Genomic DNA, 16,903 nt, shown 5'->3' with positions numbered 1-16,903 from the left:
GGTGGAGACTCCACCGGGGGCAGGGGCGGGACTGTTCATCGACGCTAGACCGTCGGGCCGACCCCCGCAACCGGGGGCGCAGACCGTTCCTCGTCGAGCCGGGCCCGCAGGGCGGGGACGTCGGTGACCGGCAGGTCGCAGAGGAACCCGCGGCACACGTAGGCCGTCGCCGCGCCGCGCAGCAGCGGCCGGTCGGCGAGCAGTGGGGCGCCCGCGAGGTCGGGCGCCCCGAAGGCGATGACGAGGCCGGGAGAGCTGCTCGCCCGGGCGGCAGCGACCATCTCGGCGGCTGCGGCGTCGTCGCCGACGACGGCTACCTGCAGCGGACCGGCGAGCGCCGCCTCGGCGATGGCCAGGGTCCAGCCCGCGAACCGTGGCTCCGCCGCCGCCAGCGTCCCGGCCGCTGCGACGGCCCCCTCGGCGGCCTCACGGTGCCGGGCCGAGCCGGTCAGCGCCGCGTACGTGAGGAGCGCACCACCCAGCGCCGAGGTGCCGGCCGGCTCGGCGTTGTCCGCGAGGTCGCGCGGCCGGGAGAGCAGGCGCTCGGCGTCGTCGGCGACGTCGTAGAAACCGCCCCCGTCGGCGGCGAAGTGGTCGAGCGCGACGTCCAGGACCCGGCCCGCGTCCTCGAGCCACCGCACCTCGCCGGTGGCCTGGTGCAGGGCGAGGAGGCCCTCGGCGAGGTCGCCGTGGTCGGCGGCGACGGCGGCGGCTGTGCCCACGACGCCGTCCCGGGACGCGCGACGCAGCCGGCCGTCGACGACGTGCCGGTCCACGACCAGCTCGGCGCAGGTGCGCGCGGCGGCCACCCAGCCCGGCTCGCCGAGGAGCGCCCCGGCCTCCGCGAGGGCGGCGACGGCGAGACCGTTCCAGGCCGTGACGACCTTGTCGTCGCGGGCCGGCTGCGGCCGGTCGGCGCGGGCACGCAGGAGACGGCCGCGGACCTCGGCCCACCACCGCGGGTCGGCGGGGTCGCGGCGCAGCTGCAGGGTCGACGTGCCCTTCTCGAACGTTCCCGTCTCGGTGACGGCCAGCAGGTCGGCGGCACGGGCGCCGTCGTCCGGGCCGAGGACCGCCCCCAGCTCGGCGGGCGTCCAGGCGTAGGTGAGGCCCTCGTAGCCGGCGGCGTCGGCGTCGAGGGAGGAGGCGAACCCGCCCTCGACGGTGCGCAGGTCACGCAGGAGGAACTCGGCCGTCTCGTGCACGACCCGTTCGGCCAGGGACGAGCCGGTGGCCCGGTGGAGGCGGAGGTAGAGGCGCAGCAGCTGGGCGTTGTCGTAGAGCATCTTCTCGAAGTGCGGGACCACCCACGAGGCGTCCACGCTGTACCGGGCGAAGCCCCCGGCGAGCTGGTCGTACATGCCGCCGCGTGCCATGGCGTCGGCGGTGACGTCGACCATGCGCCGCGAGCGGGCGTCGCCGGTGCGGGCGTGGTGGCGCAGGAGGAACTCCAGGACCATCGACGGTGGGAACTTCGGGGCCCGGCCGAACCCCCCGTTGGTGCGGTCGAAGCTCTCCTCCAGCCGGGCGGCGGCAGCGTCGAGGGCGGCGGCGTCCAGCGGGACGGGCCGGCCCGTGCTCCCGACCTCGGCCAGCGCCGCGACGATCCGCCCGCCGGCCTCGACCACCTCCTCGCGCCGCTGCGTCCAGGCGCGGGAGATGGCGTCGAGGAGCTGCAGGAAGGTCTGGCGCGGGTAGTAGGTGCCGCAGTAGAAGGGCTCGCCGTCCGGGGTGAGGAAGCACGTCATGGGCCACCCGCCGTGGCCGGTCAGCGCGGTCGTGGCGGCCATGTAGACGGCGTCGACGTCGGGGCGCTCCTCACGGTCGACCTTGACCGCGACGAAGGAGGCGTTGACGGCCGCGGCCACGGTGGTGTCCTCGAAGGACTCGTGCGCCATGACGTGGCACCAGTGGCAGGCGGCGTACCCGACCGACAGGAGGATTGGTGCATCACGGCGCTTCGCCTCGACGAACGCCTCGGGTCCCCACTCCCACCAATCCACCGGATTTGCAGCGTGTTGGAGCAGGTACGGACTGGTCGCGGTGGCGAGACGGTTGGCCATTCCTCTGACTCCTTACCAGTGGCACGTGCATCAGAATCTGTTGAGTGATGCACGAGAGTGATGCATTATGGATGTGCAGCGGGGTCTCTCGGTGACCCGGAGCCACCAGCCTAGGGAGGCGGTCTCGTGGCCACACGCCCGCAACCGAAGCTGCTCGCTCAGGGCAAGCCGCGCATGCTCGGCGGCGCGACACGTGGTTGGCGGGTGCGGCTCTACGCACCCGGCTCGGGCACCAACACCTATCAGGTCTACTTCCGGGCGCCGGCCGGCGAGGGCGAGCCGTGGAAGCGGGTGCTGCGGCGGGCGAGCTCGGAGGTGGAGGCCCGCAAGATCTTCGCCCAGGCCGAGGCCGCCCTCGACACCGAGCAGGCGACGCCCGTCGGCGCGGATGTGCGCGCGTCGCGAACGATCCGGATGCTGGGCGAGGAGTACATCAGGGACAGCCTCGAGCGTGGCAAGCAGCCGCGCACGATGGAGCAGCGCGTGTCCCGGCTCAACGCGCACATCGTGCCGACCATCGGTGACGTGCCGGTGGCGAAGTGGCGGGTCGAGCACAGCCGCAAGGTGATGGAGAAGGGGTCGAGGACCCTCTTCTCCCAACGCGGCCGTGAGGACCTGCGCGGCCAGCTCGCCGCGATGCGCAAGCTGGCGTGGCGGCTGGGCTGGCTCGACCGCAGCATCGACCCGCTGGACGGGCTGGAGATCAGTCGGGCGAATGTCCTCCACGGAGCGACTGCGCAGTACGTCGACCCGCGTCTGCGTCCTGAGACACGACAGGTGAGGGCGATGGCCGCGGCCGCCGATTTGTTGTGCGGACCTGAGGGCACCGACCCCTTGATGACTCGACTGCCGCTGCTCGGCACCAAGATCCGTGTAGCCGGCTTCGGCGGGCTCCGGCTCGGCGAGCAGAACGCGCTCCGCGCGATCGACGTCTTCTTCGACCGCGGCTACGTCCATGTGAACGGCGCGTGGATCGCACCGCGCGGCGAGGCTGGGTTCCGCGGCCCGGTGAAGAACCACAGTCTTCACGAGGTGCCGTTGCCGAGGTCGCTCATGCACGGCGAGCTCCTGCCCCGCGTGAAGGAGCTGCTCGGCCTTCCGGCGGGCGCGTCGCTCCAGCAGGTGGTCAACGCACAGGAAGGCGAACGGCAACGGCGCGCTTCACTGGCCGCGCGGGAGAAGGACAAGAGCCTCGCCTGGTGGAACTACCCCGTCCCGCCCGAGGACGAGCTGTGGCTCTTCATCGACACCGTCACTGGCGTGCCCGTGAAGCCCGAGATGCACAACGCACGCTGGCATCGCGTCCGCGCCTGGGTCGAGGAGAACGACCCGGACAACGCCTGGCCCCGCACCATCGTCTACCGCAACCTCCGCCACCACGCCGCGACGAGATGGTTCCATGAGGAGCTAGGTGAACCCTGGGAGGTTGTCGCCCAGTACCTCGGCGACAAGCTCACCACTGTCCTCAACCACTACGTCCGCGCTGGTGAAGATGCCCTGCGTGACTCGGTGACCAAACTCGCTGAGCGGTGATGTGTCGACGGTGTTAGGAACGCTCTACGACTGCGTCGGAGGTACCGGGCGGGCAGGAAAGAGTATCGGGGCAGGTCGCCATCAGCGGTCGCTGCCATCAGTATGGTTGCTCAAGTGATTACGGGTGAGCTGAAGAACAAGATCGACCGCGTCTGGGATGCCTTCTGGTCCGGCGGCATCAGCAACCCGATGGAGGTCATCGAGCAGATCACCTACCTGCTGTTCATCCGCCGTCTCGACGACATCCAGACCCTCGCCGAGAAGAAGGCACGCATCACCAAGGCCGGGATCGAGAACCCGGTCTTCCTGCCCGGCCAGGCGCATCTGCGTTGGAGTCAGTTCAAGAACACCGCGCCCGAGGTGATGCACAAGACCATCGCCGACGAGGTCTTCCCGTTCCTCCGGTCCATCGGCGACGGCACCACCTACAGCGACCACATGAAGGACGCTCGCTTCACCATCCCGACCCCTGCGCTGCTGTCCAAGGTGGTCGACATGCTCGACGACATCCCGATGGCAGACCGAGACACCAACGGCGATGTGTACGAGTACATGCTCTCCAGGATCGCCACAGCCGGCACGAACGGTCAGTTCCGCACGCCGCGTCACATCATCGACCTGATGGTGAAGATGACCGCCCCCCAGCCGACGGACGAGATCTGTGATCCCGCGTGCGGCACGGCTGGCTTCCTGGTCGCCGCGAGCGAGCACGTCCGCGACACCCACGGCGACGCTTTGCTCGACTCGGCGCAACGCAAGCACTTCCACGCCTCGATGTTCCACGGCTACGACTTTGATTCCACCATGCTCCGCATCGGCAGCATGAACATGCTGCTCCATGGGATCGAGTCACCCGACATCCGCTACCGAGACTCCCTCTCGGAAGGCGCAGCCAGCGATGCGAATAAGTACACACTCATCCTCGCCAACCCGCCCTTCGCCGGCTCACTGGACTACGAGGCCACCGCCAAGGACCTTCAGCGCATCGTCAAGACGAAGAAGACCGAACTGCTCTTCCTCGCGCTGTTCCTCAAGTTGCTCAAGCCCGGCGGCCGCGCAGCAGTCATCGTCCCCGACGGCGTGCTGTTCGGATCAAGCACCGCTCACAAGGCGCTGCGCAGGATGTTGGTCGAGGACCAGAAACTCGACGCCGTCGTGAAGCTCCCTTCGGGCGTCTTCCGTCCGTATGCCGGCGTCTCCACCGCGATCCTGCTCTTCACCAAGACCAACTCCGGCGGCACCAACGACGTCTGGTTCTACGACGTTCGCGCCGACGGCTTCTCGCTCGACGACAAGCGCAACCCGGTCGAGGCCAACGACCTTCCGGACGTGCTCGGGCGCTGGCAGCACCTCACGGCCGAGAAGGATCGCGCGCGCACCGAGCAGTCGTTCCTGGTCCCCAAGGCCGACATCGTCTCCCAAGGCTACGACCTATCGCTCAACCGCTACAGAGAGAGCGTCAGCGACGAGACAGAACACCGCGCCCCGCTCGATATCATTTCCGACATCGAGACCTTGGAAGACGAGATCATCAAGGGCCTCGCCGAGCTTAAGTCAATGCTCTCGTGACGGCCGTGGGGGACATCCTGGAACTGTCCTACGGGAAAGCACTTAAGGAATCTGATCGCGATGGCGGTGATGTGCCAGTTGTCGGATCTGGCGGCATCGTTGGTGGCCATTCCGCCGGCATCACGGACTCACCAACAATCGTCGTCGGTCGCAAGGGCAGTATCGGCAGTGTCACTTGGATCAATGGCCCTGCGTGGCCGATCGACACCGCGTACTTCGTCAGGCCGAAGCGCGATGACCTCGATTGGCGTTGGGCTTACTGGATGCTCAGGTCGCTGCGCATGGAGACGATGAACAAGTCCGCCGCCGTGCCCGGGCTGAACCGTGACGACGTGTACCGCCTCACCGTGGACGTCCCGCCCCGCTCCGAGCAACGCCGGATTGCCTCGATCCTCGACCACGCCGATGCCCTCCGCACCAAGCGCTGCCAAGTCCTCACCTACCTCGACACACTCCCCCAGTCGATCTTCTACAACATGTTCGGCGACCCGGATGCCTCCACCGAAAACGTCCCGTTCGGTGACGTGGCCACATTGGCGGGTGGTCGCAACTTGGTGGGAGATGACTCCGCCGCGGACAGCGAATACCGGGTGCTGAAGATCAGCGCAGTGACCACCGGGCGGTTCAAGCCTGGCGAGTCGAAGCCTCTGCCTCCGGGCTATGTGCCTCCGATGGACCATCTGGTCCGTGAGGGAGACCTGTTGATGAGTCGCGCAAACACGACAGAACTTGTCGGCGCAGTCGCGTTCGTTACAGGTGCTCCGCCCAACCTCGCCCTTCCGGACAAGGTCTGGCGCTTTTCATGGAAGTCCGAGGCCGAGCCGACCTTCTGGCACGCCCTGTTGAGTACCCCAGCCATCCGCCGTCGCATCAGCCGCTTGGCGAGCGGCACTGGAGGCTCCATGAAGAATGTCGCGAAAGCGAAACTCGAGGTGATGCCGGTGCCTCACGTCAAGTTGGAGCGGCAACGCGAGTTCGCGGACCGTTCGGCCCAGATAGAGGTAGAGCGAGTAAGGCTCCAACGTGCGCTCACTGCTGACCTTGAACTGTTCCGGTCCCTCCAGTCCCGAGCATTTCGAGGTGAACTCGGGTGAGCCGTTCGATCAAGTCCATCGCTGTTCAGCGTTTTAAGAGTTTGGAGGACGTGACACTGGAGCTCGGTGATCGTCTCACCGTCCTCGTCGGGCCGAACAACGCCGGCAAGAGCAGTCTGCTGCAGGCGATTCAGTTCGGAGTGTCCGTAGTGCAGAGCGCAGGAATGGACGGTGCTGCGCGATGGACCGGAGAAGCACTGTCAGCGACTCTTGCCACGGATCAGTTGGTGTACACGCCGCTGCGCGACATCCACATGCTCGCCAAGGGTGGAGCGCTACGTCAAGACAAAGGCAAGGCCATTGTCATCACCGTCGCTGCCGATGACGGGGTGGCCGAGATCTCGGTCCGACGCGGCAAGAACAAGAACATCGCGGTCCGATGTCACGGCAGGGATCTTGGTTGGCAGATCCAGCAACTAGAGAGCCCCTTCAGCGTGATCGCCCCCGGCCTGGCCGGCATCCCGTCGTACGAGGAATTCAAGTCAGAAGGGATTGTGCGACGGGCAGCCGCTCGAGGAGACGCTAACAACGTGTTCCGGAACGTCCTGTGGATCCTTCGCAACGATGCCGCAGGCTGGAAGCATTTCCAGGATCGCCTACACCAAGTCTTCCCAGACGTGCATATCGATGTCACCTTCGATGCGTCCAGCGACGAACACCTACGCGCCACCATCACCCGCGATGGCACCGTGCTCCCGATCGACGCCAGCGGCACCGGGATCCTGCAGGCTGCGCAGGTGCTCGCCTACATCGGCGTGTACTCCCCGCGGCTGCTGATTCTCGACGAGCCAGATGCCCACCTTCACCCTGACAATCAACGCAAGCTGGTTCGCTTGCTGAACGAAGTGGCCGATGACGACGGCGTTCAAGTCTTGATGTCGACCCACTCACGCCACATGCTTGACGAGGGCGTGTCGGTCGATGCCGCGGTCCACTGGGTATGCTCTGGCGGCATATCGGACGCTCCTTTTGATGTGGTCGACTCTTTGATGGCACTCGGCGCTCTGGATGCGGGCGACCGACTACGAGCTGGAGCGACCAAATGGGTGGTGCTGACCGAGGACTCGAACACGGAACCCGTCAAGACCATCCTGCGGGCCAACGGCTTCTCAGACACATCGGTCGATGTCTGGAGCTATGCATCGAGTTCCCAGGTCCCGGCAGCGACGGCCCTAGGCCGTTTCATCACCGAACACGCCCCGGGCACGCGAGTGCTCGTTCACTGCGACCGGGATTATCTCGGTGGTGACGAACTGGACGCCGTCTTCGATCGGCTTAGGAAGGCAGGTCTGTTCTCCTTCACGACTCCCGGCACCGACATCGAGTCTTTCTTCTTGGCGATCGACCACCTTCTAGCCGTCTATTCCGACAAGGATCCAGAAGAGGTTCGTAAGTTGATCGCCGACGCGACGATCGAGACGCGGCACGACTCCCTGAAGGCCCTTATCAACGCTCGGGTGACGGCTGCCAATCGCAGGCGCAAGGAGGGTGAGAAGCAGCCCGATGCCGGCGAGATCGCCGTCCGAGCTCAGCGTGACCTCGATGCCGACCCCGAGAGATACCGACACGGCAAGAAGGTCCTGAAGCGGTTGAATGCCCTGGCTCAGGAACGGTTTGGCAAGGCAAGGAGCGTCTTCACAGCGTCGAACGCGCTGGCAGTGCAAGCCTTGCAGGACCTCCAGACAGCGGAGTCCGTGCCGTCCCCCAGCGAGATGGATGGGAACGCCACCGACGACTCAAACGCTACAGAGTGATCGACCGCTATGGGAAACTTCGACTTCGTCCGGCAAACGCTGCCGCCGATTCACGACGACTGCGCCAGGGCTGAGTCGTACCTTGCTTCCGATCCACGCTCGGCTTGCTTCTACAGTCGCCGCGTTGTCGAGGAGTTGGTCAGCTACCTCTATGACGTCCTCTTTCTGCCGATCCCCTACCGCGACGACCTCGCCGCGAAGCTCAATGACGCCGCCTTCAAGGCCACGGTGCCGCAAACGATCGCGCAGAAGCTGACCGCCATCCGAAGAATCGCCAACACCGCGGTCCACGAGAACCGGCAGATCCGTCCTGACGTCTCATTGGCGGTGTTGCGTGAACTGTTCAACGTCGTCGTGTGGACGTCGTATCACCACTCGCCGCACCCCCGCGCGGTCCCGTTGCAGGCGCAGTTCGACCCCGCACTCGCCGCGAAGGCAGCGCCGCTGACGCGGGAGGCGGTCACCCGGCTGGCGGCGAAGTTCCAGGAGCAGGACGAGGCCCGCGCTCGTGAACTGGCCGCGAAGGATGAGCGGCTCGCCGCGCACGAAGTTGAGATCGCCAAGCTCAACGCGCGGATCGCGGCGGCTCAGGCGGCAGCTGCGCCCGATACCCGTGACTACGACGAGGCGGTCGCGCGCGACCTGTTCATCGACGTGCTGCTGCACGAGGCCGGATGGACGCTCGACGAGAAGCGCGACCGTGAGTACGAGGTCACCGGCATGCCCAATGCTGCGGGCAACGGCTTCGTGGACTACGTGCTCTGGGGCGCGGACGGACTCCCGCTCGCTGTGGTGGAGGCCAAGCGAACGTCGAAGTCCCCCGAGATTGGGCAGCAGCAGGCCAAGCTCTATGCCGACTGCCTCGAGAAGCAGTTTGGTCGTCGGCCGGTCATCTTCTACACCAACGGCTACGAGCACCGGATCTGGGACGACGCCGGTGGTTACCCACCCCGAGAGACGCAGGGCTTCTACACTCGCGACGAGCTGGAGCTGCTGATACAGCGTCGCCAGACCAAGCTGCCGTTGTCGGGCGCCGCCGTGAACACCGACATCGCCGGACGCCCCTATCAGGTCCGGGCGATCAAGGCTGTGGGTGACGCCTTCGACCGCAAGCAGCGCGAGGCCTTGCTGGTGATGGCAACCGGGTCCGGCAAGACCCGCACCACGATCGCGCTGGTCGACCTGCTTCAGAAGGCCAACTGGGTCAAGCGGGTACTGTTCCTGGCCGACCGCACGGCGTTGGTCAACCAGGCGGCGAACGCGTTCAAGGAGCACCTGTCCGGCTCGACGACGGTCAATCTGGTGACGGAGAAGGTCACCGAAGGCCGCGTGTACGTGTCGACGTACCCGACGATGATGAATCTCATCAACGACATCGACGAGGGCAAGCGCCGTTTCGGACCCGGCTACATCGACCTCATCGTGATCGACGAAGCCCACCGCTCGGTCTATGCGAAGTACGGCGCGATCTTCGACTACTTCGACGCGATGCTCGTCGGCCTGACCGCGACGCCCAAGGACGAGGTCGACCACAACACCTATCGGCTGTTCCGCCTCGAGGACGGTGTGCCCACCGACAACTACTCCCTCGACGAGGCTGTCGAGCAGGGCTACCTCGTGCCGCCGAAGGGCATCAGCGTCGGCACCCAGTTCCTGCGTTCCGGCATCAAGTACGACGACCTGACCGAAGAGGAGAAGGACCAGTGGGACGCGCTCGACTGGGGTGAAGACGGTCCACCGGACGAGGTCGGGACCGAGGAGCTCAACCGGTTCCTGTTCAACGAGGACACCGTCGACAAGGTGCTCGAGACCCTGATGCTGCAGGGCTACAAGGTCGCCAGCGGTGACCGGCTGGGCAAGACGATCATCTTCGCGAAGTCGCAGAAGCATGCCGAATTCATTGAGAAGCGCTTCAACCTCGCCTACCCCCAGCTCGCCGGCCACTTCGCCCGCGTCATCACCCACGGCACGCCCTACGCGCAATCCTTGATCGACGACTTCTCGATCAAGGACAAGGCGCCCCATATCGCCATCAGTGTCGACATGCTAGACACCGGCATCGACGTCCCCGAAGTGGTCAACCTCGTCTTCTTCAAGATGGTGCGGTCGAAGTCGAAGTTCTGGCAGATGATCGGCCGCGGCACGCGGCTCTGTACGGACCTGTTCGGCCCCGGCGAGGACAAGCAGGACTTCCTCGTCTTCGACTTCTGCGGGAACCTCGAGTACTTCAGCCAGGACCTCCCCGGCTCGCAGGGACAGATCCAAAAGTCGCTCTCGCAGCGACTGTTCGAGGCGAGGCTCGGGCTGGTCACCGCCCTTGACGACAGCGAGCCAGATCTGCGGGCGTCGACCGTGGCGACCCTGCACCAGATCGTCGCCGGGATGAACCTCGACAACTTCGTCGTGCGCCCTCACCGCAGGGCCGTTGTGAAGTACGCCTCCGCAGACGCCTGGACGAGGATCCCGCCCGAGGACTCCGAAGAACTATTCACGCTTGCCGGTCTGCCATCTTCCGTGCAGGACGACGACGAGGACGCCAAGCGCTTCGACCTGCTCATCCTGCGCCGCCAGTTGGCCCAGCTCGACGGCGACATCGCGTTGGCCGAGCGGCTGCGCGAGACCGTCCAGCGCATCGCTGCCGCGCTCCTGGGCAAGACGACGATCCCGAGCGTGGCCCAGCAGGCAGTTCTGCTTGAGTCCGTCGCAGGCGATGAGTGGTGGGTCGATGTCACCCTGCCGATGCTTGAGGAGGCACGCCGAAAGCTGCGCAGCTTGGCGCGGTTCATCGAGAAGACGACGCGCAACCCCGTCTACACCGACTTTGAGGACACCCTGAACGAAGGCATCGAGGTGGTGCTCCCAGGCGTGACACCCGGCACGAACTTCGAGCGCTTCCGCGCCAAGGCCGAGGCCTACCTCCGCGAGCACCTGGAGAACCTCGCCCTCCAACGGCTGCGCCGAAACAAGCAACTCACGGCCGCCGATCTGGCCGAGCTTGAGCGGATGCTGATCGATGCCGGCGGCCAGCACGTTGATATCGAGTGGGCGACCGAGCGCGATGGCGGCTTGGGTTTCTTCGTACGCCACCTCGTTGGGCTCGACCGAGCCGCCGCCACCGAAGCTTTCGAGAAGTACCTGGACGGCACCGCGTTCTCCGCCGACCAGATTCGCTTCGTCAACCTCATCGTCGACGAGCTGACGAAGAACGGCATCATGGAGCCGGCTCGCCTCTTCGAGTCTCCCTACACCGACCACGCGCCCACCGGCCCCGACTACTTTTTCCCCGACGCCGACGTCGAAGTCATCGTCGACACCCTCCACCACATCAAGCGGACCGCTGTGCCGAGCGAAGTGGCCTGACCGATGTGAATCGGTGAGGTCGATGTGCCGCAGGCAGTACTCGCCGTCCCTCCTGCCCTCACCCTGAGCGCCCGTTCATAATTATCAACGGCTCCCAAATCCTCAATAAGTTTGGCCCTTTCCCACCCCCTTCAAGGTCGGCACGCATGCTACGAAAGTAGGTAGCGGGGCCGACGCGACTGTGCCCTTGACCTGCGGTTTCGTGGTTGTTGACGGTTGTCGAGGGGTGGTCTCGATGCACGGTGGCATGAAGGTCTACCGCGGCGCAGCTGCGGCGGCACGGCACTACGTCGAGGCCGACCGGTCGCGTGCGGACGACTACTACCTCGCGGAGGGCAGCGGAGTCGCGATGCGGTTCGTGGCCTCACCCGATGGGGTTGACCGTCGGGACGACATGGACGGTGACACCTACGAGAAGTGGGTCGCCGGAATCGACGTCGAGACCGGCGCGGTGAAGGGACGGCTCCGCACGGATGAGCACGCGGTGCGCTTCATCGAGGTCACCGTCAACGGGCCGAAGACCTGGTCGCTCGCCGCGGCGCTTCACCCGGAGGTCGCGGCCGCCTATGACGCCGCCCAGATGTCCGCGGCCGAGGAGATCATCGGCTGGCTTGCCTCGCACGCCACCACCCGGGTGGGGTCACGCGGCCGGCAGGTGCAGGTGCCGGTCGAGCAGATCGAGGGCGCCGTCGTCCGCCACTTCACGTCCCGGGCCGGTGACCCCCACCGGCACCTGCATCTCCAGATCAACGCCAGGGTGTTCGCCGACGGCGTGTGGCGAGGCATCCACACCGTCGGTGTGCGCGACAGCCTCGAGGCGATCAACGGGATCGGGCACGCGGCAATGATGACCGACCCGGGGTTTCGGGCAGCACTGGCCTCGCACGGACTCACCCTCGACGCCAACACCGGCGAGGTCGTCGAGCTCGCGCCGTACGCCGGTGCATTCAGCGCGCGGGCGCGCCAGATCGAGACCAACGTCGACACCTACGAAGCCCACTGGCGCGGCGACCATCCGGGCGAGGAGCCCGGGCCGGCGTTGCGGCAGGCATGGGATCGCCGCGCGTGGGCGGACGCGCGTCCCGACAAGGTCGTACCGACCTCGGGCGAGGATCTGCGGCAGCGGTGGGTCGAGGAGTTGCAGGAGCTGGGCTGCCGCCCGCCCGGTCTTGCGGGTGCAGCGTCATCAGTGGCCGGTCGCCCCGCGATGTTGCGGCCCGGGCTGCTCGACCGCAACGCGCTGGTCGACCTCGCGCTTGTCCGGCTCGGCGCGCGACGCTCGGCCTGGAATGCAGCGGACGCGCGGGGAGAGGCCGAGCGGTTGATCGCCGCCATCGGTGGCGCCGTCGACGGCACGGTCCGACGCGAGCTGGCCGAGGACCTGACGTCCCGGATCGTCGCCGCGTCACGACCTCTGCTCGGCCGCACCGACGTGCCCGAGCACATACGCGCACTTACGTCGACGGACGTGCTGGCTGTCGAGCACGAGATCGTCGACCGGGTCGCCCGGCGGGCCGAAAACAAGTGGATCACCGTCGTCGAAGGTGCGGCCGGCCCCGGCAAGACCACCCGGCTGGCCGCGACTCGGGAGGCGGTCGAAGCCAAGGGCTACCGGATGCTGATGGTGACGCCGACCCGCAAGGCAGCACAGGTGGCCGCCAGTGAGGTCGGCACCTCAGCGCACTCGGTCGCGTGGCTGCTGCACCAGCACGGGTTCCGCTGGGATGACGACGGGACGTGGAAGCGTGTTGCAGCAACCCCGTCGCCTTCGGCCCGTCTCCATCGAGGTGACCTGTTGGTGGTCGACGAAGCCGGGATGCTCGACCAGGACACCGCACGTGCACTCCTCTGTCTCGCCGACGAGACCCGGGCCAGGGTCATGCTGGTGGGGGATCGTCACCAGCTTCCCGCCGTCGGGCGTGGCGGTGTCCTCGACCTCGCCATCCGGTACGCGCCCGACCGAGTCACGCAGCTGGACACCGTCCGCCGCTTCGCCGACCCCGCCTACGCCGAGCTGTCGTTGCGGATGCGGACGGGAGAGAACCCCGGGGACGTCTTCGACGAACTCGTGCGCCGTGGCGACGTGGTGATCCACGCCAGCGACGTCGAGCGACAGCAGGCGCTCGCAGTGCGCACGACGTACGGCGAGCTCGTGGTCGCCGACACCCGCGAGCAGGTCGCCAAGATCAACAACCTCGCTCATCAGGTCCGCAAGGCCATGGGAGAGGTGACCGACCGAGTGGTCACCGCCTCGGGCGAGCGGATCGGGGTCGGCGACCGGATCGCCACCCGCCGCAACGACCACGACGCCGACGTCGCCAACCGGGAGACCTGGACCGTGATCGCCTGCGACGGCGGCGCCCTGACCGTTCACGGCGAGGCGGGCAGGCGGGTGCTGCCGCCCGAGTACGTGCGTGCCAACGTCGAGCTCGCCTATGCCACCACGGCCTACGGCGCACAAGGTGCGACCGTGCCGGTCTCACACGTCCTGATCGGCGAGCACACCGGGGCTGCGTCGGGGTACGTCGGCATGACTCGAGGGCGTGAGCGCAACGTCGCCCACGTCGTCGCCGAGTCGGTGCAGGAGGCGCGCAGCCAGTGGGTCGCCGTCTTCGGTCGCGACCGCGCCGACCTGGGGCCGGCACACGCACGGGTCGCCGCGGCCGACGCCGTCGACCGTTACGGCCCGAACGCACCGGTGCGGCCTGCCCCACCCCGCGTGGCGGGTTCACGTCACGCGGACGGCTACGGCCGGCGGTCGCCGGCCTCCCCACGTGGCCGGAGCCTTGGGCTCTGACGGTCGGGCGGAGGAACTGGGTGTTGGACGTATCTCCAACGTCCTGGCGGTAATGGGGGAGGCGGGGGCGGCAACGGCTCCCATCCCCGAACCCGTGCGCCCGGCGCGAGCTCCGGATTCTCGTGGAAGAAGAAGTTCAGCCCCTCCACCTCGGAGGGCTTGGTGGCCAGCCGGATCGCCGGCTCCCATGCGTCACGCACCGGATCGGGCAGATCGAGCTCGTCCCAGACGTCGACGAGCAGGCCGCCGTCGATCCACCGGATCATCTGCTGCGGCAGCCCACGGCGGATGAGCTGCTCGTACACGCCTCGCCGCTCGTCGCGCTCGCGCATGTTCCACGTGCGCATCCCGGTGTCGCGGATCAGGTCCGGGATGCGCAGCGTCGCGAAGCACGTGGGCGGCTCCACCGCCCACAGCATGCTGGGCGCCCAGAACGCCACGATCCCCTTCGGGTGGCGCTCCACCCAGTCGACGCGCGTGCGCAACGTCAGCTCGTGGTCGGTCGCGGCCAGGATCCGCGACGCAACCTTCAGCGACGGCGACTTCACGCCACGCTCGTACGCCGACAGCGTCGCCTGCGAGGTGCCCGACAGCGCCGCGAGGCGTGCCTGCGTCAGACCGCATGCGCGGCGCGCCCTCTCCAACAAGAAGGAGCGGTCCATCTGTCGATGATATCCGATCGGACGTATTTGGCTCTCGTTTGGGGCGGCTTGCACACCTGCCTGTTGACCGCAGTTATCGCGGTCCACGCCGAGCAGGAGGAACCATGAACAGTCACCCCAACGACGTCCCCTTCCACGAGCGCCACGACGACGAGCTGCTCACGCTCGAGGACGTCGCCCAGATCCTGAGGACCTCGCCGAACACCGTCCGCTGGTGGCGTCAGATCGGGACTGGCCCGGAGTTTTTCAAGATCGGACGGCGGCTCTACACGAGCGTCGCCGACCTGCGTCGCTTCATCCGAGAGCAACGCCTTGCCGCCCGGCCTGTTCTCGCTCGGCCCAAGGCGGTGTGAGCGATGGATGACCTGCGCCATGTCTTCCTCAGCGCGAGGGAGGTTATGGCGCGCTACGGCTGGGGAAAGACGAAGGGCTACCAGAACCTCAAGGACCGGGAACTGGTGCCGGCGCCGGTGATGACCCACCCCGACCGTTGGAGGCTCGACCAGCTCATCGCCTGGGAGGAGAGGAGGATGGCGCTCGCCGAGGCGGCGCTCGACGCGCTCGCCGTGCCCGATCGGAGGGAGGTCAACGTTACGGATCTGCTGCCGCAGCCCAAGCGACGTCGCTCCGCCTGACATGCACGGGTCAACGCGGCGACGGGCAACTGCTACGGGGCGGCTCTCGATCAGTCATTCCCGTACTCGTTGCCATAGTCGATGTCCGATGGCTCGCCAGCGACTTCGAAGGTCTGCGCCATGTCGAGGTACTCGAGGTACTCGGGGTTGTCGAAGGAGAGGCCGCACGTGCCACAGCTGAAGTAATCAGCCCAGACCGTGTGAGTGACGTTCACGTCGTAGTCGTCTTCTGAGATGCGCTCGTACTCGACCTCCGTGTTGGTGATCTCCTCACCCTCTAGTGTCCCGGTTGCACCACAGGCGGGGCAGGTCTCGTCACCGGAGTAGCGGAGGCCGATGCGAGCGTCGAAGGCCATCTCTCGGGCGACCTTCTCGCTGACGACGCCTGCGGCGATCTGGGCGACTCGCTGCCGCGCCCTCTCGACAAGCATCTCTGCACGAGACTCGATGTTCTTCTTGTTCTGGGCGAGATGAGCCTCGACGCCGGCTACTCGTTGGGCGCCAACCAAGTCTTCGGCGATACGGTCGAGCGCGTTGACCAGAATGATGGCCTGTGCCCAGAACCGCGGCCACCACGCCGACGAAGGGATCAAGGCGAAGGCGGCCTCGCCACTGTGCAGGTAGGCGTTGCGCGAGTTGGCGAACTTCATCGCCTCGCTGGAGTTGAAGGGCTTGAATGCCCGTTCGCACCGGCTGAAGACCGTCTTCGCCTGAACCGATTTGAAGCGCGGGTCTCCCTCGATGAGCCCTGAGGCCATAAGGATGTTGACGCCGTCCTCGCTCGGTTCGGCGATCAGTGCCGGATGACTTCGCGACAACGCAGCCTTTCCGAGGAGTTCGAGAGCCTGGCTGGCCCAGAAAGCTTGCTCGTCGAAGGAGCGGAGTGGCTCGTCATCCATCGCCCGGTTGAGGAAGAGCTTCGCCTTGAGCCACAGTGCTTCGTAGTCCCAGGGCTTCATCGCTTCGCCGCCTTAGGGACGTCGAAGCCGATCCGGTACAGGAGACGGTCCGGCTCGGCGCTCGCATCACCGCGCGCATGCAAGACCCGATGGTTATCGAGCAGCATGAAGGTGTTCGGCTCGTCCCACATGTGTTCGAGTGCGGTGCTCTTCCGAGTCGAGAGGAACTCGGCAGCCGTCATTGCCCGACTGTCAGATGGGCGCATGCACGCGGCGTCGAACCGAAGCACCGTCACGCTGCGGGCAGGAGCGAGAAAGCTCTTCGGGCCACTCACAAGCGTGAACAAGCCCTCTTGCAGGGCATCGCCAACCTGGGCATTGACCTCGACGGAGTTATAGGGCCAAAACAGTGTCGGCACGTTGGATGTCTCCGGTGAGACAAGCAGTAGCCACCGGCCTGGCTTGAGAAGATGCGCCCCATCAGTGTGAAGCGGCTGTTCGCCAGTCCCATGGGTAGCGCTCAGGGAAGAAGGATTC

The 16,903-nt window shown here is 66.6% G+C and carries 12 protein-coding genes; 8 read left to right on the top strand and 4 right to left on the bottom strand.

Annotated elements, in window-relative coordinates; translation table 11 throughout:
• Positions 1 to 44 precede the first annotated feature (44 nt).
• Entirely contained in the window at positions 45 to 2,063 is a 2,019-nt protein-coding gene (locus tag EDD32_RS05555; protein WP_123915596.1) for a thioredoxin domain-containing protein, read from the bottom strand.
• Positions 2,064 to 2,189: 126 nt separating this feature from the next.
• On the opposite strand from EDD32_RS05555, the gene EDD32_RS05550 reads away from it, so the two are divergent.
• From EDD32_RS05550 to mobF, 6 genes are all read left to right on the top strand, one after another.
• Positions 2,190 to 3,596 (top strand): site-specific integrase, encoded by a 1,407-nt coding sequence (locus EDD32_RS05550; protein ID WP_123915593.1) that lies wholly within the window; start codon positions 2,190 to 2,192, stop codon positions 3,594 to 3,596.
• Positions 3,597 to 3,710: 114 nt separating this feature from the next.
• Positions 3,711 to 5,165, top strand: a complete 1,455-nt coding sequence (locus EDD32_RS05545) for a type I restriction-modification system subunit M (RefSeq protein ID WP_123915591.1) — start codon at positions 3,711 to 3,713, stop codon at positions 5,163 to 5,165.
• 5 nt (positions 5,166 to 5,170) lie between these two features.
• The gene (locus EDD32_RS05540; protein ID WP_170175225.1) at positions 5,171 to 6,259 is read left to right on the top strand and encodes a restriction endonuclease subunit S; all 1,089 of its coding nucleotides are present in this window, start codon (positions 5,171 to 5,173) and stop codon (positions 6,257 to 6,259) included.
• Entirely contained in the window at positions 6,256 to 8,013 is a 1,758-nt protein-coding gene (locus tag EDD32_RS05535) for an AAA family ATPase (RefSeq protein ID WP_211338738.1), read from the top strand. The genes EDD32_RS05540 and EDD32_RS05535 overlap by 4 nt, the downstream gene beginning before the upstream one ends.
• Before the next feature lie 9 nt (positions 8,014 to 8,022).
• The gene (locus tag EDD32_RS05530) at positions 8,023 to 11,373 is read left to right on the top strand and encodes a DEAD/DEAH box helicase family protein (RefSeq protein WP_123915585.1); all 3,351 of its coding nucleotides are present in this window, start codon (positions 8,023 to 8,025) and stop codon (positions 11,371 to 11,373) included.
• A 247-nt stretch (positions 11,374 to 11,620) separates the two neighbouring features.
• A complete protein-coding gene (gene mobF / locus EDD32_RS05525) occupies positions 11,621 to 14,170 on the top strand; it encodes a MobF family relaxase (protein ID WP_211338737.1) in 2,550 nt (849 codons plus the stop codon).
• On the opposite strand, the gene EDD32_RS05520 is transcribed toward mobF, so the two are convergent.
• The gene (locus EDD32_RS05520; protein WP_123915582.1) at positions 14,119 to 14,832 is read right to left on the bottom strand and encodes a helix-turn-helix domain-containing protein; all 714 of its coding nucleotides are present in this window, start codon (positions 14,830 to 14,832) and stop codon (positions 14,119 to 14,121) included. The two genes, mobF and EDD32_RS05520, sit on opposite strands and share 52 nt — an antisense overlap.
• 104 nt (positions 14,833 to 14,936) lie before the next feature.
• Here EDD32_RS05520 and EDD32_RS05515 point away from each other — a divergent pair, with 104 nt between their 5' ends.
• Positions 14,937 to 15,185, top strand: a complete 249-nt coding sequence (locus tag EDD32_RS05515; protein WP_123915579.1) for a helix-turn-helix domain-containing protein — start codon at positions 14,937 to 14,939, stop codon at positions 15,183 to 15,185.
• A gap of 3 nt (positions 15,186 to 15,188) precedes the next feature.
• The gene (locus tag EDD32_RS05510; protein ID WP_123915576.1) at positions 15,189 to 15,467 is read left to right on the top strand and encodes a hypothetical protein; all 279 of its coding nucleotides are present in this window, start codon (positions 15,189 to 15,191) and stop codon (positions 15,465 to 15,467) included.
• A gap of 50 nt (positions 15,468 to 15,517) precedes the next feature.
• On the opposite strand, the gene EDD32_RS05505 is transcribed toward EDD32_RS05510, so the two are convergent.
• Both EDD32_RS05505 and EDD32_RS05500 read right to left on the bottom strand, forming a co-directional pair.
• Positions 15,518 to 16,426, bottom strand: a complete 909-nt coding sequence (locus tag EDD32_RS05505) for a HEPN domain-containing protein (protein WP_123915572.1) — start codon at positions 16,424 to 16,426, stop codon at positions 15,518 to 15,520.
• Positions 16,423 to 16,785, bottom strand: coding sequence for a TauD/TfdA family dioxygenase (locus EDD32_RS05500; RefSeq protein WP_123915570.1), 363 nt, complete (start codon positions 16,783 to 16,785; stop codon positions 16,423 to 16,425). Before EDD32_RS05500 ends, EDD32_RS05505 begins: the two co-directional genes overlap by 4 nt.
• Positions 16,786 to 16,903: the final 118 nt, after the last annotated feature.

This window comes from Georgenia muralis, from assembly GCF_003814705.1.
In the GTDB taxonomy this organism is placed as follows: domain Bacteria; phylum Actinomycetota; class Actinomycetes; order Actinomycetales; family Actinomycetaceae; genus Georgenia; species Georgenia muralis.
This window is presented reverse-complemented; position numbering and strand designations above follow the sequence as displayed.